18 protein-coding genes are annotated in these 19,629 nt (G+C 42.0%); all 18 read left to right on the top strand.

Going from position 1 to position 19,629, the window contains the following annotated elements; translation table 11 throughout:
• Positions 1-297: 297 nt before the first annotated feature.
• Positions 298-1,560 (top strand): tyrosine--tRNA ligase, encoded by a 1,263-nt coding sequence (gene tyrS, locus HMPREF9243_RS07960; RefSeq protein WP_013669313.1) that lies wholly within the window; start codon positions 298-300, stop codon positions 1,558-1,560.
• 109 nt (positions 1,561-1,669) lie between these two features.
• Complete coding sequence (gene metG, locus HMPREF9243_RS07955) at positions 1,670-3,670, top strand: methionine--tRNA ligase (protein WP_013668560.1); 2,001 nt, start codon at positions 1,670-1,672, stop codon at positions 3,668-3,670.
• Between the two features lie 125 nt (positions 3,671-3,795).
• Entirely contained in the window at positions 3,796-4,593 is a 798-nt protein-coding gene (locus HMPREF9243_RS07950; protein ID WP_013668917.1) for a TatD family hydrolase, read from the top strand.
• Complete coding sequence (gene rnmV, locus HMPREF9243_RS07945; RefSeq protein WP_013670023.1) at positions 4,590-5,174, top strand: ribonuclease M5; 585 nt, start codon at positions 4,590-4,592, stop codon at positions 5,172-5,174. The genes HMPREF9243_RS07950 and rnmV overlap by 4 nt, the downstream gene beginning before the upstream one ends.
• Positions 5,167-6,051, top strand: coding sequence for a 16S rRNA (adenine(1518)-N(6)/adenine(1519)-N(6))-dimethyltransferase RsmA (rsmA, locus tag HMPREF9243_RS07940; RefSeq protein ID WP_013668709.1), 885 nt, complete (start codon positions 5,167-5,169; stop codon positions 6,049-6,051). The genes rnmV and rsmA overlap by 8 nt, the downstream gene beginning before the upstream one ends.
• Positions 6,052-6,360: 309 nt before the next feature.
• A complete protein-coding gene (locus HMPREF9243_RS07935; protein WP_013669631.1) occupies positions 6,361-7,122 on the top strand; it encodes an ABC transporter ATP-binding protein in 762 nt (253 codons plus the stop codon).
• A 4-nt stretch (positions 7,123-7,126) separates the two neighbouring features.
• Positions 7,127-7,864 carry a hypothetical protein gene (locus tag HMPREF9243_RS07930; protein ID WP_013668791.1) on the top strand — a complete coding sequence of 246 codons (738 nt, stop codon included), beginning with the start codon at positions 7,127-7,129 and terminating at the stop codon, positions 7,862-7,864.
• Complete coding sequence (locus tag HMPREF9243_RS07925; RefSeq protein WP_013669578.1) at positions 7,864-8,481, top strand: hypothetical protein; 618 nt, start codon at positions 7,864-7,866, stop codon at positions 8,479-8,481. The genes HMPREF9243_RS07930 and HMPREF9243_RS07925 overlap by 1 nt, the downstream gene beginning before the upstream one ends.
• A 175-nt stretch (positions 8,482-8,656) precedes the next feature.
• The gene (locus HMPREF9243_RS07920; RefSeq protein WP_013668576.1) at positions 8,657-8,890 is read left to right on the top strand and encodes a Veg family protein; all 234 of its coding nucleotides are present in this window, start codon (positions 8,657-8,659) and stop codon (positions 8,888-8,890) included.
• A 158-nt stretch (positions 8,891-9,048) separates the two neighbouring features.
• The gene (gene ispE, locus HMPREF9243_RS07915) at positions 9,049-9,921 is read left to right on the top strand and encodes a 4-(cytidine 5'-diphospho)-2-C-methyl-D-erythritol kinase (protein ID WP_013668825.1); all 873 of its coding nucleotides are present in this window, start codon (positions 9,049-9,051) and stop codon (positions 9,919-9,921) included.
• A gap of 456 nt (positions 9,922-10,377) precedes the next feature.
• Positions 10,378-11,388 (top strand): metal ABC transporter solute-binding protein, Zn/Mn family, encoded by a 1,011-nt coding sequence (locus HMPREF9243_RS07910; protein ID WP_013668984.1) that lies wholly within the window; start codon positions 10,378-10,380, stop codon positions 11,386-11,388.
• A gap of 13 nt (positions 11,389-11,401) precedes the next feature.
• The gene (locus HMPREF9243_RS07905; RefSeq protein WP_013669743.1) at positions 11,402-12,112 is read left to right on the top strand and encodes a metal ABC transporter ATP-binding protein; all 711 of its coding nucleotides are present in this window, start codon (positions 11,402-11,404) and stop codon (positions 12,110-12,112) included.
• Positions 12,055-12,855, top strand: a complete 801-nt coding sequence (locus HMPREF9243_RS07900) for a metal ABC transporter permease (protein ID WP_041706198.1) — start codon at positions 12,055-12,057, stop codon at positions 12,853-12,855. The genes HMPREF9243_RS07905 and HMPREF9243_RS07900 overlap by 58 nt, the downstream gene beginning before the upstream one ends.
• A 173-nt stretch (positions 12,856-13,028) precedes the next feature.
• On the top strand, positions 13,029-13,841 hold the full coding sequence (purR, locus tag HMPREF9243_RS07895; RefSeq protein WP_013669515.1) for a pur operon repressor: 813 nt from the start codon (positions 13,029-13,031) through the stop codon (positions 13,839-13,841).
• 140 nt (positions 13,842-13,981) lie between these two features.
• A complete protein-coding gene (locus HMPREF9243_RS07890) occupies positions 13,982-15,478 on the top strand; it encodes a lipopolysaccharide biosynthesis protein (RefSeq protein WP_013670084.1) in 1,497 nt (498 codons plus the stop codon).
• A 4-nt stretch (positions 15,479-15,482) separates the two neighbouring features.
• On the top strand, positions 15,483-16,604 hold the full coding sequence (locus tag HMPREF9243_RS07885) for a polysialyltransferase family glycosyltransferase (protein ID WP_013669683.1): 1,122 nt from the start codon (positions 15,483-15,485) through the stop codon (positions 16,602-16,604).
• Positions 16,588-18,138 (top strand): O-antigen ligase family protein, encoded by a 1,551-nt coding sequence (locus tag HMPREF9243_RS07880; RefSeq protein ID WP_013669894.1) that lies wholly within the window; start codon positions 16,588-16,590, stop codon positions 18,136-18,138. Before HMPREF9243_RS07885 ends, HMPREF9243_RS07880 begins: the two co-directional genes overlap by 17 nt.
• Before the next feature lie 89 nt (positions 18,139-18,227).
• Positions 18,228-19,556 (top strand): polysaccharide deacetylase family protein, encoded by a 1,329-nt coding sequence (locus tag HMPREF9243_RS07875; RefSeq protein WP_013669195.1) that lies wholly within the window; start codon positions 18,228-18,230, stop codon positions 19,554-19,556.
• The last annotated feature ends 73 nt before the right edge of the window (positions 19,557-19,629 follow it).

The raw sequence follows: 19,629 nt of genomic DNA, 5'->3' as shown, positions 1-19,629 counted from the left end.
GAAATTACCTATACTGATGAGGAATATTAAGCAAGACAAGCCCAGTAGTGGTTAACAGTTGACTTGATAGCGAGCTAGTGGTTGGTGGAAACTAGTACCTGTTAATGATGAATTACACTTGTTAGAGGAATTGCTAGGTGGCGCTACCTTATCGCGCGAGAGTGGCTTTTTCAAGCAACTTGGGTGGTACCACGGTAACAATCGTCCCTGTCTAATTGGCAGGGACTTTTTTATTGCTTAATAGGAGAATTGACAGAACTTTAAACAGACTAAAATTAGACAAGAAGGAGTAGTTCCATGAATATTATTGTTGAATTAGAATGGCGTGGCGCAATTAACCAGCAAACCGATGAAGCAGGTTTAAAAGACTATGTTGAAAACCATTCGATCAGTCTCTATTGTGGGGTTGACCCTACTGGGGATTCCTTGCATATCGGCCACTTGATCCCTTTTATCATGTTAAAACGTTTCCAATTACAAGGCCATCGTCCGGTGATCTTAATTGGAGGAGCGACTGGTTCGATTGGTGATCCATCTGGTCGGAGTGAAGAACGGCAACTACAATCCATGGAGGTTGTTAATGAAAATGCCCGTAAGCTGACTGCTCAAATGGAAAAACTCTTCCTCAAGGATCCTAACGCCCAATTCCGCTTAGTCAATAACTATGCTTGGACCAAGGACTTGTCCTTACTAGACTTCTTGCGTGACTACGGGAAATTATTCAATATCAATACCATGTTGGCTAAGGATGTGGTGGCTTCGCGTCTCGAACACGGGATTTCCTTTACTGAATTTACCTATCAAATCCTTCAATCCATGGACTTCTTACACTTATACCGGGAAGAAGATGTCCGTTTACAAATTGGTGGGGCTGACCAATGGGGCAATATTACCAGCGGTTTAGACTTAATTCGTAAGGTGGAAGGCCCTGAAGCTAAGGCCTTCGGTTTAACCATCCCCCTCATGTTGAAGGCAGATGGCACGAAATTTGGAAAAACCGCTGGTGGGGCAGTTTGGTTAGATCCTGAAAAAACTTCCCCTTATGAGTTCTACCAATTTTGGGTTAACCAAGATGATGCTGATGTGGTTAAATACTTGAAATACTTCACCTTCCTGTCAAAAGAAGAGATTGCTGAATTAGCAGAAAAAGTCGCCACTGAACCTCATAAACGGGAGGCTCAAAAGACTTTAGCCAAGGAAATGACCCTCTTTGTTCATGGGGAGGAAGGCTTAGCCGATGCTTTAAGCATTACTGAAGCCCTCTTTTCAGGAGACATTAAGAATCTCAGTGCCAAGCAAATTGAACAGGGTTTTAATAATATGCCTGGAGCCCAAGTGCCTAGAGAGACTGCTAACTTAGCAGTATGGCTAGTGGATAACGGGGTAGAGAGCTCCCGGCGGCAATCCCGTGAAGACATTAAAAATGGGGCCATCTATATTAATGGTGAGCGGATCCAAGACATTGATTATGAGATCTCACCTGCTGATGCCATCGAAGATAAATACATTGTCGTGCGTCGGGGTAAGAAGAAATATTTCTTAATGACTTTTGCTGATTAACAAGGCCCTGTAGAAAAACTTGCTCATACACTGGCATAAACTATCCGTTCTAAAGGCGACCCGCTTTATGCTATACTGATTTAGAAATAATTAAAGGAGGCACTCATTCGTGACTAATACTAAAGAACCTTTTTATGTAACCACCCCGATTTACTATCCTAGTGGCCAACTACATATTGGTAATTCCTACTCAACCATTGCTGCTGATACCATTGCCCGTTATAAACGCCTAATGGGCCATGAAGTCTTCTTCCTTACTGGGGCTGACGAACATGGCTTGAAGATCCAACAAAAGGCTGAAGAAGAAGGAATTTCTCCCAAAGCCTATGTCGACCGGATGGCTGAGGGCATGCAAAAGTTGTGGAAGAGCTTAGATATCTCTAATGATAAATTTATCCGCACGACCGATGACTACCATGTCAAAGCCGTCCAAGACATTTTTGAACAACTCTTAGACCAAGGGGATATTTACCTGGGAGAATATGAGGGTTGGTATTCGGTTTCTGATGAAGAATACTTTACCGAAACCCAATTAGCGGAAGTCTACCGTGATGACGATGGCAAGGTCATTGGTGGTAAGGCACCTTCCGGCCACGAGGTTGAACTGGTTAAAGAGGAATCCTACTTCTTTAAGATGTCTAAGTATGCTGACCGCCTCTTACAATACTATGAAGACCATCCTGACTTTATTCAACCCGAATCCCGTAAGAAAGAAATGATTAATAACTTCATTAAACCTGGCTTGGAAGATTTAGCGGTGACCCGGACTTCTTTCTCTTGGGGGATTCCGGTCCGTTCTAATCCTAAACACGTGATTTATGTTTGGATCGATGCCCTAGCCAACTATATTACCGCTTTAGGCTATGGTTCAGAGGATGACTCCCGCTACCAAAAATTCTGGCCTGCCAATGTCCATTTAGTGGGCAAGGAAATTGTTCGTTTCCATACCATCTATTGGCCAATTATGTTAATGGCTCTTGACCTGCCCCTACCAAAACAAGTCTTTGGTCACGGCTGGTTATTGATGCAAGACGGCAAGATGTCTAAGTCTAAGGGCAATGTGGTTTATCCTGAAATGCTGATTGACCGTTACGGACTCGATGCCTTACGCTACTACTTGATGCGGGAAGTGCAATTTGGTTCGGATGGGGTATTTACTCCTGACAATTTTGTCAACCGAATCAATTTTGACTTGGCCAATGACTTGGGGAACTTATTGAACCGGACCATTTCCATGTTGAATAAGTACCAAGCTGGACGCGCTGGTGCTTATCCTGGCCAAGTGACTGACTATGATGCTGACTTGGAAGCCGTTATCGAAGACAATGTCAGAGCCTACTTTGGTAATATGGATAACTTCCACTTCTCCTTAGCCCTAGATAATACTTGGAAGATTATTTCGCGGGCCAATAAGTATATTGACGAAACCATGCCTTGGGTCCTGGCTAAAGATGACAGTAATCAAGCGGAATTACAATCCGTTCTTTATCACTTAGTCGATGCGCTGCGGATTATTGCTATTCTGATCCAACCAGTCATGACCCAAACCCCTAAATTGATCTTTGAACAATTGGGAATTTCTGATAGTGATCATTCCTTCGCTTCCTTAGAAATCGGTCTCTACCCAGCAGCTGCCCAAGTGATTGCTAAAGGAGAGCCCATCTTCCCACGTTTAGATAAGGAAGAAGAGGTTGACTATATTCGTTCACAAATGTCTACCCCAGCAGCTGATGATGAAGACTGGGATCCTGAGGAAACCGAATTAGTTAACGCTAAGGATAAGACCATTAAATTCGAAAAATTTGATGATGTTGAACTTAAGGTGGCTGAAGTCAAGGACTGTGACTTTGTTGAAGGCGCTGACAAGCTCTTGAAATTTCGCCTAGATGCCGGAGACCAACAAGACCGGCAAATCCTATCTGGGATCCGTGAGTTTTACCCAGAACCTAAAGACCTTATTGGTAAGAAGGTCATTATTGTAGCTAATTTAAAAGCCCGTAAAATGAAAGGGGAAATCTCCCAAGGCATGATTCTTTCTGCAGAAGATGGCGACGATTTGCGCGTGATTTTTGTTGATGAATCCTTGCCAAATGGGAGCCTCTTGGGCTAATGAAGAGGAAGAGACTGTGACTAGACCACAGTCTCTTTTCCATGAAATCTAACAGAACTCTGGATAAAGAATCGCTTTAGGAGCTTCTTATCCAGGATCTTAATTGACAAGAGAGGAGTCTAATCATGCTCTTTGATACACATACCCACTTTAATACAGCTGACTTTGACGAGGACCGAGACCAAGCCATTGAACGTGCCCGTCAAGCTGGTGTTTCAGGCATGGGGATTGTTGGTTTTGACCAAGATAGTATTGAACGGGGTCTACCCTTAGTGGCTAAACACCCGGATATGGTCGGTATTTATGGCTGGCATCCTACTGAAGCAGGCAAATATGATCAAGATATTGAGAACCTACTCCTAACTGCCCTAGATACTGACAAGGCAGTTGGGGTAGGGGAGATGGGACTTGACTTCTACTGGGATGAAGATCCCTTGGAAGTTCAAGAAAAAGTTTTCCGCCGTCAAATTGCCATTGCTAGAGAAGCCCACTTGCCAGTGATTATCCATAATCGGGATGCTTCAGAGGATGTCTATCGGATTTTAAAAGATGAAAAAATTTGGGAAATTGGTGGGATTATGCATACCTTTGGAGAAAGTCGAGAAGATGCCAAACGTTTCTTAGATTTAGGCATGCACCTGTCCTTTTCTGGAGTGATGACCTTCAAGAAAACCAAGGAAGTCCGCTACGTGGCAGCAAACTGTCCCGAAGACCGCCTCTTAATTGAAACCGATTCTCCCTACCTAACCCCAGAACCCAAGCGGGGACAACGAAATGAGTCCGCCAATATCTCCTTTGTTAACAATCGTTTGGCTGATCTTAGACAAACTAGCTATGAAGCCATGGCTAAGATAACCTATGACAATGCTTGTCGCTTATTTGGGATTGAATGGACGGAAGCTGGTTGGAAGAAAGTCAAATGAAAAAACGCTTAAAAGAGGTTATTGTTGTTGAAGGCAGGGATGATAGCCAACGTTTAAAACAGTTCTACCATGTGAAAACTATCGAAACCAATGGCTCAGCCATCAACCAAGAAACCATGGACAAGATTAAGCAGGCCCAGGACTTATATGGTGTCATTGTCTTTACTGACCCGGATGTTTCTGGGGAAAAAATCCGTCGCACCATCATGCGTGATGTTCCCGAGGTCCAACATGCCTTTTTGGAAAGGCAGGATGCTAAGCCCAAGCACAAGGGCAGCTTGGGAGTGGAACACGCCTCTTTTGCTGCTATCGACCAGGCCTTGAGTGCCATCTATACGGTAACCACTAGTGGTGAAAGTCAACCGCCCTTTACTGCAGCTGAACTGATGGCACTGGGTCTCTTAGGAGGAGAAGATGCAGCGGCTAGACGAGACTACCTGACCAAACGTTTGAAAATCGGCCATAGTAATGGCAAGCAATTAGCCAAACGCTTAGCCCTATTTCAAATTTCTCCAGCAGCCGTTTTGAAAGTCGTCGCAGAATATAATCAAAAAGAGAAGAAGGAGAACAGCTATGACTAAATCCTGGATTGCTACCCCTAGCCGGACCAATGCCATTTTGAACCGTTACCAGCTCGATGCCAAAAAGAGTTTGGGACAAAACTTCCTCATGGAGCCCCAAATCTTAGAAAAGATGGTGGACGCAGCGGATATTGACCAAGACACTGACGTCATTGAAATTGGCCCGGGGATTGGAGCCTTAACGGAATTTCTCTGTGAAAGTGCTGGTCGGGTCTTAGCTTTTGAAGTTGATGATCGGCTCTTACCGGTCTTAGAAGCGGAACTGGGCCACTATGATAATTTAACCGTCCTCCACCAAGATATTTTGGAGGCTGATTTAAATGCTAGCGTGTCCCAGTATTTTCCTGATTCCAAACGCCTAGCGGTGGTGGCTAACCTTCCTTACTATATCACCACCCCGATTATCTTTCACTTCTTGGAAAGTGACTTAGAGGTCTCTGACTTTGCCCTCATGATGCAGTATGAGGTTGCCGAACGTCTGACGGCTCAGGCGGGAACCAAGGCCTATAGTGCCTTAACTATTGTCTTAAATTATTACTGCCAGAGTGAAATTGCAGTTAAAGTGCCTAAGACTGTCTTTAAACCCCGGCCCAAAGTGGATTCGGCTGTTCTTCACCTGAAAAGACGGCAAGCTCCCCCAGTCAAGCCGCAAAATGAGGCCTTGTTCTTTAAGGTAGTCAAGGGGGCCTTTGCCCACCGACGCAAGACCTTGTGGAATAACTTAAAGAGTCTCTTTGCCGGTCAATATCAAGAGCCCAGTGATTTAGAGGCGGCTATTGAAGCGGCTGGGATTGATCCTAAGGTCCGGGCTGAGCAATTGACCATTGAAGATTTCTCTCACTTGAGTGATGCTTTGAATGAGACTGGTTTTAAATAAATGCTCTAAGTGAGAGTGTAACGGTCACATCAAAGGACGAAATCGCCGGTGGAAATCCCATAAGCACAGCAAGCCTGTGCGTTGGAATTTTCTGAAGCGGACGTTCGTTTTGTGACTGGCACACATTTTGATTAGCTAGTTCGTGTTTTAATAAGTGGCTAGGACATTTGTTCCGGCCTCTTTTTTATTTAACCGAACCGGAAGTAACCCCATCAGCCTAGGAAGATAATCTTTATTTAATGTAATGACCATAATAAAATGTATAACAATTAAAACTGAAAAGTTATAGAGTAGGAAAGAGATGGTAATTTGCCCAAAGTATTAGAAGTTAGCCATTTAAATAAGCTTTTCCATAATAAAAAGGAAAGCTTCCTGGCCGTTAAAGATGTGTCTTTGACCATTGATGAAGGCGAGATTCTCTCGATTATTGGCCCTAATGGGGCAGGGAAGACAACTCTCTTATCCATGTTGGGTGGCTATCTATTGCCCAGTTCAGGATCGATTCTTGTCAAAGGGGTTGATATCTTAGCTAATCCCCACCATGGTTTGATTGGAGTCTCCTTTGGGGGTGACTTAGGCTTTTACGATAAGGTCTCAGCCCAAGATAACTTGTCCTTCTTTGCTGATTTGACCAATATTCCTACTAGGGACCGTAAGTCTGAAGTGGACCGTGTTCTAGACATCGTTAAGCTGACCAATCAAAAAAATAAGAGCGTGGAACACTATTCTAAGGGGATGAAGCAACGCCTCCATATCGCCCGGGCCTTATTGGGCAAACCTGCCTTACTTTTACTCGATGAACCGACTAATGGAATAGATGTGGAAATTTCGCAAGACATCCATCAAACTATTCGGGATTTGGCTAGTCAAGAAGGCTTAGCGGTCCTATTGACCAGCCATATGATGGGCGAAGTGGAGAGTTTAGCCAAACGGATTATCCTCCTAGGCCGAGGCGAAATCCAATACCAGGGAACGGTAGCGGACATTGTTAAACTGTCGGGTGTGGAACATATTGACCGACCTGCTACGCTGGAAGAATCTTATTTGGCCTTAGCGCCGCGATTGAGGTGAGCTTATGGGGCGTTTTTTACGTTTATATGGCTTTCATTTAAAAGTCTATATGAAAAATTCATATTTCTTCTGGCTGCCTATTACTAGCACCTTGACTTTCTTCTGCTTGCAGTATATCGCCCTCTATGCGTCTGGGAGCGCTAGTGACCCTGACTTGTGGCTGAGGAGTGGGGTTTTTGGCCTCTGGACTTCGGCCACTACAGCGACAGGTTCGATTGGCTACCAGCGTCACTTGGGGACCTTGCCTTATTTAATTAACACCCAAGTGGGGGACGCCTATTCCTTATTAAGCTTATTACTGCCAGCTGCCTCCTTTGGTCTACTGAGTTTTCCCTCGGCTTATCTTTTAGCTCTTGTTTTTAATACGGGCATCCAAGCCTTTACTCTGTCCATGGTGGTTCAGGTTTTCATGCTTTTTCTAGGGGCTGTCGTGATGGATTTATTCATTGCTGGCTTTTTTGTCTTAACCCCTAATGCAATTATTTATGAAGAATTACTTCACTTACCCGTCATGCTGCTTTCTGGATTGCTGGGGACTTTTGCCCTGGCCAGTCATTGGATCAGCTGGACCCAGTGGTTTATTCCGATCATCTATCCGATTCAAGCCCTTTTAGGCCGGGGGGACCACTTATCCTTAGTGGCCTATGTTTTTTCTTTAGTCTTGTGGTTGGTTCTGGCAGTCACTTTGGGCGCTTATCTCTTAAGGTCAGCCCGTAAGCAGGGTTTAGGGAGGCGATTTTAATGTGGATTCAAATGAAATCCTTACCCTTTTTACAGAATAAGAAATTGATCCTGATCCATTTTCTGATCCTACCGATTATTCAGATCCTAGTTATTCTCCTCCTCAACCAACAGTATGCTAAGGCGCTTAATCCTCAAGTGGCCATGGCCTCAGTTTATTTGTCGGCCAATAGCTTCTGCTTGTCGACCATGGCCTATCTTTTAGTGGTGGACTATTTAAGTCTAATTATGTTTTTAATTAATGGTGGCCTCTTATTGATGATTGGTGTGGACAGCTTATATTTTTGGCGCTGCTTAGCCGCTTTACCGCTTTCCTTATTATTTAGTGCAGGATTAGGGATCGCCGGTTATTTATTAAGCGTCCACCGCGATAATATCTATCTCTTTACCAACCTCTTTACCGCCATCCTACCGCTTGTGGCTGGTGTGGTTGCCCCTATTTCTGCCTACCCACCTATCTTTAAGGAGGCTAGCTATGTTTTCCCTTATGGTCAAGTGGTTGAGGGGATTTACCAGGGGGAGACCACTGCTTTATTAATTTTTGCGTACATCGCTATCATTTTTGCTTTTAATTACTTCTGCTTAAAGGGGCTAAAAAAACAGCTAATGGCAGGTTAGGAATATGATGAAGTCGCCCTCCAAGTGGTTGGGCCTTAGCTGGTCTTTTGGGAAGAAAATCGTCCTTATAAATCCTTTTAGAAAATGCTTTAGAGGTCTTGACAATGAAGCTTTTATTGTGCTATTGTAAAAAGATTGACTTTGTGTTATAATTGGTTTATCAAGGGGTGATGGCATGCCAAGTAATTTACAAAGTATTAAGGCAGGCTTAGAGGAAAATATTGGTAAACCGATCCAAGTAACGCAACAAACAGGGAGAAAGCGGATCACTATCCGTAATGGGATCTTAAGTGATACCTTTCCAGCCGTATTTGTTGTTGAACTCGATCAAGATGAAAATCAGTTTGAGCGCGTATGCTATAGCTATACCGACTTATTAACTGAAAGCATCGAAATTGAGTTTCCCTAATATTGTGCGTAATTAGTGATTGAGAAGAGGTGTAAGCAGCATGCAAAACCATGCTACTTACACCTCTTTTCTTTATCCCTTGCCTTCTCAGTTGAGGAATCAAGTAGTCATGTTAAAATAAGAATAATTAGACCAGTAAAAGAGAGGGGTGAAGCAAAATGGCTATTCGAGAAAAAGCTTTAGCTAAGATTAATCTCGCCCAGGATATCTACTATCAAGCAGAGGATGACTGCTTTTACTTTGATATGGTCATGGCTTCAGTTGACCTGGCTGATTACCTGGCCATTGAGGAAAACGATAGTGGTGAGGTTTTTATCCGGTCTAACCAACATTTTTTGCCCCGGGACCAACGTAACCACGCCTACCAGGCCGCTGTAAAAATGAAGGATCTTGCCGGAGTAGATCGGGGTGTAACCATTTCTATCCGTAAGTATATTCCGGTTTCAGCCGGACTTGGGGGTGGATCGAGTGACGCAGCGGCGGTCATCCGCGGGCTAAATCGTCTCTGGCATTTGGATTGGTCCCTTGACCAACTCATGGATATTGCCGTAACCATTGATAGTGATGCTCCCTATTGTTTAAGAGGAGGATTGTGTCGGATGACCGGCTCGGGAAGCAATTATGAACCCTTACCGTCCTTACCTTCAAGCTGGTTGGTCCTAGCTAAACCTGCTTTTTCCATTTCCACCCCAAAGATGTTAGCTGCCTTAAAAGATCATCCCCAAAAGCTTTCTACCCATGCGGGTCCAGTAACGGAGGCCATTAAGAACGGAGATTATCAACAAGTGATGGCAGAAGTTGGCAATTCCCTAGAGGCCATTACTTTTAGTTATTATCCCAAGTTAAAGGCCTTAAAGGAACGGATGCAAAATTTCGGCGCTCAAGGGGTAACCATGACGGGGAGTGGGTCGACCATTATTGGCTTTACCCGCCAGCAACAACAAGCTAAACGGATTTATAATGGCCTAAAAGGCTTTTGCGAAGAGGTTTATGTGGTAAGAATGAATCAAAATCTCAGAAATATTAGTTAAGATTGCTTACTTTTATTGGGGATCACCTGGGGCAAAAGCCCCAGGCTCTTTTTAAAACACGACCTATCTATTCAAAACGTGCTCCAAAAGTCAGCCCTGACGTCCACTTCACACAGGGTGTGAGACTTGGCAACTAGACTTGGATGATTGGAGCAAGTCAGAATAAAAGCGAAGCATTCGCTTGTTTCTGACTTGTGAAATCAGTCCAAGTCTGCCAAGTCGAACCCAACTACGAACTATGTGCGATAGTTCTGCAACTATCTACCATAGTTTGTTCCAGTTGCTATAGCTGTTCGAAGCGCAAGCGAGTTACAGATATAGTATGCGAAGCGGTTCAGGGCTCTTTTGACTTTTGTCACACTCTTTTTAATTTAAATAGGAGAGATTATCTTGCGGCTGGCGAGGATGTGTGCTATATTAAATCGTAAGAGTTACGATTTATAAGGAGGCTTTATCATGAAAACGATGATTAAAAAGATAGGCTTTTGCTTAAGTCTGCTGACTTTACTGGTCAGCTTTGGTTGTAGCCAAGGCAAAGAAGCGGCAGATAAAAACGGTAAGGGCAAGTTAACTGTGATGACCAGTTTTTATCCCATGCAGCTGTTAACCCAAGCGGTAGTCGGTGACCAAGCTGATGTCCAGGTGATGATATCAGGAAAGCAAGAGGCCCATCACTTTGAACCCAGCGCCAAAGATATGGCCCGCTTACAAGAGGCGGATGTCTTTGTTTATAATAGCGATGATATGGAAGCTTGGGTAGAGAGTAGTTTAAATAGTATTGATACTGACCGGGTCAAGGTCGTCGAGTCCGCTGACAATATTGAACCCATTTCGGGAGCGGTAGAAACGATTGAAGGGGAGGTCCTAACGGCTGAAGATGACCACGATCATGATCATGACCATGAAGGCGACCATAACCATGAAGAAGGCGGTCTCCATGTCCATGAATATGACCCCCATACCTGGCTTAGTCCTAAAAATGCCATGATTCAGACCCAAGCCATTTGTGACGCCATGAAAGAAGTTGACCCTGACCAGGCTGAACTGTATCAAAAGAATACCGATGCTTTCCTGGAGAAGTTGGAAGCACTTGACCATGACTATCAAACTGCCTTTTCTAATCATCCCGATCAATCCTTTGTGACCGCCCATGCCGCTTTTGGGTATTTGGCTGATGAATATAATTTAAAGCAAATTGCTCTAACGGGAGTCAGTGATGATGCGGAGCCATCACCACAAGCCATGGCAGGAGTGATTGATTATATTAAACAAAATAATCTGCCGGTGATTTATTTCCAAGAAAACACCTCTTCCGAACTCGCAGAGACTTTGGCGGCGGAAACTGGGGTTAAGGTTTCCAGTCTCAATGCTCTCGAATCAGCCAGTTCTGACCAGCCGATTTCAGGCGATACCTATATTAATTTGATGCGGGAAAACCTCGAGCATTTAAAATTAACCATTAATTAGATAGGAGGTTAGCATGCATTATATCCAAGTAGAAGACTTGCGCTTTTCTTATGATAGTGAGCCAGTTCTCAACAATATCAGCTTTACCGTTGACCCCGGTGAATTTGTGATCCTAACTGGGGAGAATGGGGCAGCCAAGTCCACCCTGTTGAAAAATATCCTGGGTTTATTGCAACCAGACAAGGGAAAAGTGACGATTAGTAAAAACAATATTTATGGTAATAAATTACAAATTGGCTATGTCCCCCAGATGGTGGCTAGCTTCAATGCTGGTTTTCCCAGCACAGTTTATGAATTTGTCCTCTCAGGCCGTTACCAACAAGATTGTTGGTTTAAACGCCTGACTGATGAAGACCATGAACACGTTAAGCGGGCCCTTAACTCAGTAGGCATGTGGGAACAGGCCCAAGAAAAAGTGGGGGAATTATCCGGCGGCCAGAAGCAACGGATTGTCTTGGCCCGTGTCTTTGCCACGGATCCTGACTTATTTGTCCTGGATGAACCTACTACCGGTATGGATAAGGCCTCACGGGAAGAGTTTTACACTTTATTGAAACACAATACCCGCCGCCATGGTAAAGCTATCCTTATGGTGACCCACGAGGATATCCATTTACAAGATTATTTCGATAAACACATTCATCTAACTAGAGAGGAGGGGTCACCATGGCGCTGTTTCAGTATGACTTCATGGTCCGAGCCTTCATCGCCTGTGGAGCCATAGCCTGTTTCGCTCCGGTATTGGGTTTATTGCTTATTTTAAGAAAACAGTCCCTGATGTCGGATACCCTGGCTCATGTTTCCCTGGCCGGGGTGGCTTTAGGTTTCTTATTAGGGGTGGAACCGATCTATACGACCATTTTAGTGGTGGTGATTGCGGCCATGGCTTTGGAATACCTCCGCCGGGTTTACAAAAACTATTCGGATATTTCCATTGCCATGTTAATGTCGGGTGGTATGGCCCTGGCCTTACTGTTAATGTCAAGGGTCGAATCAGCCAGCAGTATCGAGGCCTACTTATTCGGGTCGATTGTCACTATTTCGCCTGTACAAGTCCGCTTATTAATTGCCTTAGCAGTCATTGTTCTCCTTGCTTATTTCGCCTTTAAGCGGGTCCTCTATGTGGAAGCTTTTGATGAGAGTATTGCCTATACTTCGGGCTTGCCTACGCGCTTGATTTCCATGGTGCTTTCGATCGTGACTGGGGTAGCCATTTCCATTATGATGCCGATTGCTGGGACCTTGTTGGTCTCTTCCATCCTAATCATGCCAGCGGCCATTGCTATGCGCTTGATGAAGAGTTTTGATAGTGTGATTATCCTAGCAATTATCATTGCCTTAGCGGGTATGTTTTCGGGTCTGCTGATTTCCTATGGCTTAGACACCCCTCCAGGAGCGACGATTGCCTTTATCTTTGTCTGTCTTTTTGCCTTGGAAAGTATTGTCTTACGCTTGGTAAAAAGATAGAGAAAACGGTTTCTATGATTACTCCAATAATAAAACGCCCATTGGTTAGTGATGGGCGTTTTCCTATTATATAAAAACAATTATCGTAAAAAGCAGACTTTCGACGGAAATTTCTTGAATTTGTTCTGATTTTGCTTATAATGTAATAAGCTAGCAAGTAAAGGAGTACAAGTATGAAAATGAAGCGTAGTCATCGTTTAGTCGATATGACCCATTATTTGTTGAATAACCCTTATCGAACGATTTCCTTACCCTTCTTTGTTGACCGCTATCAAGCAGCCAAGTCATCCATTTCTGAAGATGTCGGCATTATTGCTGAACAATTTAAGTTATCTAATATTGGTATTGTTGAAACTATTGCTGGAGCCAGTGGTGGTGTTATTTTCCGCCCTAAAGTGGAAAAAGATAAGGCCATGGAATATATGAATCAATTAACCGCTAAGTTGACTGATAAGCAACGCATTTTACCGGGCGGTTATTTCTATTTTTCTGACGTTTTAGGCAATCCCTATGATTTACGTCATATTGGTAATATCATCGCTTCCGCTTATTACGGACAGTCGATCGATGTGATCATGACCATGGCAACCAAGGGAATATCCATGGCCCAAGCAGTCGCCAATTTCTTAAATGTTCCCTTTGTCATCGTTCAACGGGAAGCCCAATTAACGGAAGGGTCTACTGTTTCAGTGACCTATGTGACGGGAAATGACGAAGTGAAAAAAATGGCCTTGACTAAAAATAATCTTTCGGCCAACCAAAATATTTTAATTGTCGATGACTTTATGAACGGTGGCGGTACCATGAATGGCATGCTCAGTTTAGTGGATGAATTTGACTGCCAAACCATCGGGGCGGTCGTTTTTGGGGAAGCCGATAATCAAAAGAACTATATCGATTATCCCTATAAATCCCTCATCAAGGTGAAAAAGACGGCCGATAATTTAGATGTAGCGGGAATTGAATTAGGGTCCTTGTTTGATTAGGGAAAATAATTAGCAATGTACTGTTAGGACAAAGCTTTCTAAAGTTTTATTTAAAACAATTAGAAAGTCTTGTCCCTTTTTTATTTTACTTCTAATATAGGGTATAATAGTGACTTGATGAAGAAAAAGGAGACGAAGTGATGTCAAAGAAGCAACCCTCTTCAGCAAAGAGTGTATTAATAAATTCTGGAATTTATTCGATCACCTCGATTTTGCAAAAAGCGATTGGATTTATTTTACTTCCTTTATATACTTTATACCTTACTCCTGAAGACTATGGGATTGTTGGTGTGGTTAATTCATTGACCCAGGTATTAACCTTATTGTTCACTTTTTCTCTAAATAGTGCAGTCCAACGTTATTTTTACCGCTATCGGGAAAATTGGCCCCAATTACAATCCTTTTACGGGACCATTATGCTCTTTATTATGGGTAATAGCCTCTTTTTAGGGGGCTTAATTATCCTATTTAAGGATATCCTGGTTGAACCCTTTGTTGATGGGATCGCCTTTTATCCTTATATTTTTATGGGGATCATTACCGTTATTGTTAACCCGATTTATAATATTTATCAAACCTTATTGCAGACTATGGAGCAAGCCAAGGCCTATGCTATTAACAGCTTACTCAATTTTGCCATGATGGTGGCTTGTAATATTCTCTTTATTGTCGTTTTCCAATGGGGAGCCACTGGGCAATTATTAAGTTACTTGATTACCGGCTTTACTTTTGGTTTGTATGCTTTGATTAGTTTATATCAGCGTGGCATTATCCGTTTTAATTTCCAATGGAATTACCTGAAAGAGGCGCTTTCCTATTCGATTCCACTTTTGCCGCATTTGATGTCGACCCAAATTGCTGATTTTGTCTCACGACTATTTCTCAACAACCAGGTGTCGACTGCCAGTGCGGGTCTCTATACGACGGCCTCACAGTTTATGTTAATTATTGATACCATGCAATATAGTGTCAATTCAGCCTATGTGCCGTGGTTCTATAGCTTGATGGATTTGGGCGATCAGCACAAGAAAAAAGCTATTCAATTTGCAGATGTTTTGAGTCGAATTTATTTAATCATTAGTTTGGGAATGTCCTTATTTATTAAGGAGGTTATCCAAATTTTTATTGCCGATGGCTATTTACTGGCTTGGACTCTGGTTCCTATCATACTGGTGGCTTATCAAATTCGTTCGGTCTACCTCTTCTACGTCAATACACTCTTCTATAATACCAAGGCGACCAGGTATATTTTCATTGCTACCTTGTCAGGAAGTTTACTGAGTGTCTTGTTAACCGCAACACTGACCCAGTACCTAGGACTCTTAACCCCAGCCATCGTGCTTTTGATCCAATGGACCGTAATCGCAATCATTATTTATGTCCTTTCTAGAAAAATTGAACCCGTCAATTTTAAAATCAAAAATATGTTGCTTTATATTGCTATATTAGTTCTGGTAAGCGGAGTGGGCTTGTTTTATGATATTGCCCACCCAACTGGACCACTGATTTGGCAAAATCTTCTCTATAAAATCGTTCTCTACCTAGTGACTACTATCGTACTCGTTTATAGAGAAATTCCTACCATAAAGGCCTTGTTCACTGATTTTATTGGCAAAAAATTAAATTCAGGAGATTAGATTAATGAAACATGCAATTGTTGCTTGGACACCGCTTCATATTATCAATAGCCTTAATATCTGGAAGAATTGCTTATCTGGGGAAGAGCTAACCCTCTTTATCTATAACGAATTCGCTAACGCTGATTTATTAATTGATATAAGCAGGAAGCTAGTCGAGGGCTTAGAAGTGATTAAAATCAACCATCAGAACTTAGGCGGGAAATTGGCGAAAATTTCTCGTCTTTATTGGAATAAGAACTTGATCCCTCTAGATGATTTTGACCATATTTATTTACCGGGGGATAATTATTTTGGCCGCCTTCTCTATAGCAGCCTCGCTGCTAAAGGTCATGATTTTCACTTGCATTATTATGAAGATGGCATGGGGGTTTATCTGGGCGCCAAACCCATAGAAATCAAAAATGCCAATGATGCCTTGCAAAAGAAATTGAATAAGCATTCCATTTTTCACGGCCAATGGGAAAATTGTTATACCTACCAACCAGACTTGGTTCAGTGGCATGATTTCTCAGGAGACTTGATAAAAATTCCTGTTCTTGACCAAAGTAATCCCGCCTTTCCCTTGGTTAAGGCAATTTTTTCTCAAGCCTATGATGAAGAAATGAGCCAAGTGACTGAGGGAAGTGTCATTTATTTTGACCAGCCCTTCAAAAAAGATGGGGCACAAATCGATGAATTGACCTTGTTTAACCACTTAAAAGCAATATGTGATTCCTTAAATATTAGGATCTACGTGAAGTTACACCCTCGCTCTGAAGCAAATAAATATGGTCGGGTGAATTATTTACAAACTAACATGCCTTGGGAAATCTTTCTCTTGTTTGTAGACCATTCCCACTTGACCTTAGCAGCAATGAATTCAACTGCGGTATTTTCACCTTACTTACTCTATCAACAAAGGATGCCGATTATTATGTTGGCCGGCCTGGTTGATCATGCGATTGGGGAAAAGGTGGATGAACCGACTAAAATGATTTTAACCAACAGCTTGTCCATGGCTAAAAATTTCAAGGAAATTTATGGACCTTTGTTACAGGTGCCTGAAAACAGCAAGCAGTTAGAAGACTTATTATATGAGATTAAAATTAAAGGAGATCAATACCTCAATGAAAGAATATGCTAATAAAATCTTTTCAATAATTAATAATGTTCATTTATTTAAAATAATTACTTTGATTATTAATCTTATATATGCAGTTCCTAGCAGTTTTGATATCGAGAACGTTCCCATGAAGATTGTTTTTGTCTGGGGAATTTACTTATTGGCTAAGGACTTCTTGACCAGGCGAATAATGTTTAAGCAAAAGTTTTGGCCTTTTTTATTTGCTTTTTTAATCTCTTTTGCGATTTCGGTCCTCTTGAATTTAACATATCAATTTCCCGATTCAGCTATTAACTGGTTCTATGTGGCCCAAACTTTCTTTTTGATCTATGCCTTTAATCCTAGTGAAGACTACCAAACAAGTAAAAAATGGATGGCAAGATTTAACGACATCTTTATCGGTATCGTTTGCTTTTTGGGTTTTGTTTCCTTATTGCTCTTTGCCTTTCACATTCGCTACTGGGTTTTAGATGGTACTGGGATTAATTGGATGCGGCAAGGTTTCACTGAAAATCGCCTATTTGGCCTTTACACCAGTCCTAACATGGGGTCGATTATTGGTGTGTTAAGTGTTGTAGCTAGTTTAATGAATAATATCTTGAAACGATCAAGTTGGAAGAGTTTCCAGCCTTTCTATGTTTTTAACGCCATTATTCAATATTTATATTTTGTTCTAGCCAGTTCGCGGGGTACCACGCTAACCCTCTTAACTGCTGGCTTAGTCATCACCTGCTATGCCATTTATCGTCTCTTTGTTAGACACCAAGCCAACTTAAAAAGTCTTGGCAAGGTTATCCTAGGGGCAGGGCTGGGGCTTTTTCTCTTTGTCGCTGTGGAACATCAAGCGGAAAGTATTTTAGCTTATATTCCAGCAACGACCCAAACAGCTGCCCGCTTAGTTACTGGGGAAATCAGTTGGAGTGATTTGAGACATGGTGAGAGCAAGACTGGAGGAAATAAAAGTACGGTTATCGCTCCCGTAAGTATTCAACACGATGAAGGGGACGCTGAAGTTTCAGCAGGACGTTTTACTATTTGGCAAGCCGGGATCAAGGCCGCTGCACAAAATTTCTTGTTCGGTTTAAGTGACATTGACTTATACCGCAATATTAAAGACCAAGAAGCTACCGCCCAGGTTGATATGACCAAGCTCACTACCTTGGATAGAAGTGAGATCAAACGTGCTAGAGGAAACATGCATAATACCTATATTGCAGTCTTTACTAAGGCTGGTTTTGTCGGCTTAATTATTATTGCAGCCTTTGCGCTATTCTATTTAATTTATCATGTAGGCTATCTCATGACAGCAAAGGTTGACTTCAGTGATGCCAACAATCAATTATATGCCTTGATCTTAGTCACCATTATCGCCTTACTGGCTGAAGATATGGTGGAAAATCATATCTTGTTAGCCAACCGCGATACCATTGGCTTAATTTTTTGGACCTATGCTGGTTTCCTTAATGTCCACCGTTCCCAATTACAAGCACAAAAAAGCCAGGCAATCAATAAAGATCTAAAAAGTAAATTTATAAATATTATTTCGCCTTATTGAAGCTAAAGACTAAAAAAATTATAATAGTAATAATTTCTTTAGATTAAGCACATATCAGGATCAAACTCTAGGTGAAGAAGGGTAATATAATGAACAAAAAAGCTTTATTTTTAACCAGTATTTTAACGGCTTTGCTATTAGGCTTGGCTGGAATTTTATACTATAACCACCATATTACGGTGGCCAAAGTTGAAAAAGAAGTTAATGAAATTTATTTTAATAATAAGCATGACTATATCAATCCGAATTATTCTTTGGAGGATTTAGAGAAGGTTAAATATGATAGTCGCCACATCTATGGTGACCATGCTAAGGAATTACAAGAGCTCATTGATCGGGCGATTGACAAGCGGAAGGCCATTCAATTCCTTAATGACGCTGTGCTTGATGATAAGCCGATTATTGAAGGCAACCAGGTCAACAAGGATTGGGTCATTGAAGATGGAGTTTCTGCTGAAGAGGTTGATAAGAAAAAAGATCGCTTTAATTTCGACTACTCAGACAAGTTAGTGGAAGATTTAAAAGCTAACTATGGACTTTTACAGCAGGCGGCCCAATCGAATGAGACGATTGAAAATAAAATTGATCATTTACCAGAGAAGTTTATGATTGAAAGCTTAGATAAAGACCTTGATGCTTTTAACCAGGTTGCTAAGGAAATATCCAATTATATCGACCATACCAATAAGGAAGGTCAAGCTGACCTCTTTAAAAAGCGCTTAATGGACTACGCTTTATCAGTAAAAGAACAGACGGCTAACCAGGATGGCTATAGCAAGTCCCTAGAAAAATTACTTAAGCAGGATGAATTAGCCAGTGTGCTGACTGGGTCGCCAGTGGATTATCGGCCTTTAGTGGCTATTACCTTCGATGATGGTCCTGATGATAATGTCGAAAATGCCATGGATATCTGTGAACAATACGGCATCAAGGCAACCTTCTTCTTACAAGGAAATAATACTGAAAAGAAACCAGAATTAGCCCGTGAGATCGTTAAACGTGGCCACCATGTGGCAAATCACTCTTATGATCACCCTGATTTTGCTAAATTAACAGATAAGCAAATTTTAGACCAAATTAATCGTACCCAAGATATCATTAAACAAGCAACGGGAGTAACGCCGACATTATTTAGAACGCCTTATGGCCAAGATCGAGCGCGGACGACTCAATTAGTTGCCCCCTTAAAACCTTGTTATTGGAATACCACATCCAGAGACTGGCAATTAACGGACCCCGATGATATCTATGATATGATCATGAAAAATATGCAACACCATTCTGTTATTTTACAGCATTCCAGATATACGGCGACAACCGATGCCTTGAAGAAAGTGATTCCGGAATTGAAGAAGCGGGGCTATGTTTTTGTCTTTCCTGAGCAAATCCCTGACATCAAAACTTGGAATCATAACTAAAGAAAGATAACTTAATCGGAATGTCTGCTTATTTTAATTGGGAAATAAGCAGACATTTTTATATTTACCATAG

The organism is Aerococcus sp. Group 1 (genome assembly GCF_000193205.1).
GTDB lineage: Bacteria > Bacillota > Bacilli > Lactobacillales > Aerococcaceae > Aerococcus > Aerococcus urinae_A.
Note: the sequence above shows the minus strand (reverse complement) of the source record. Positions and strands in the feature narration are given on the sequence as shown.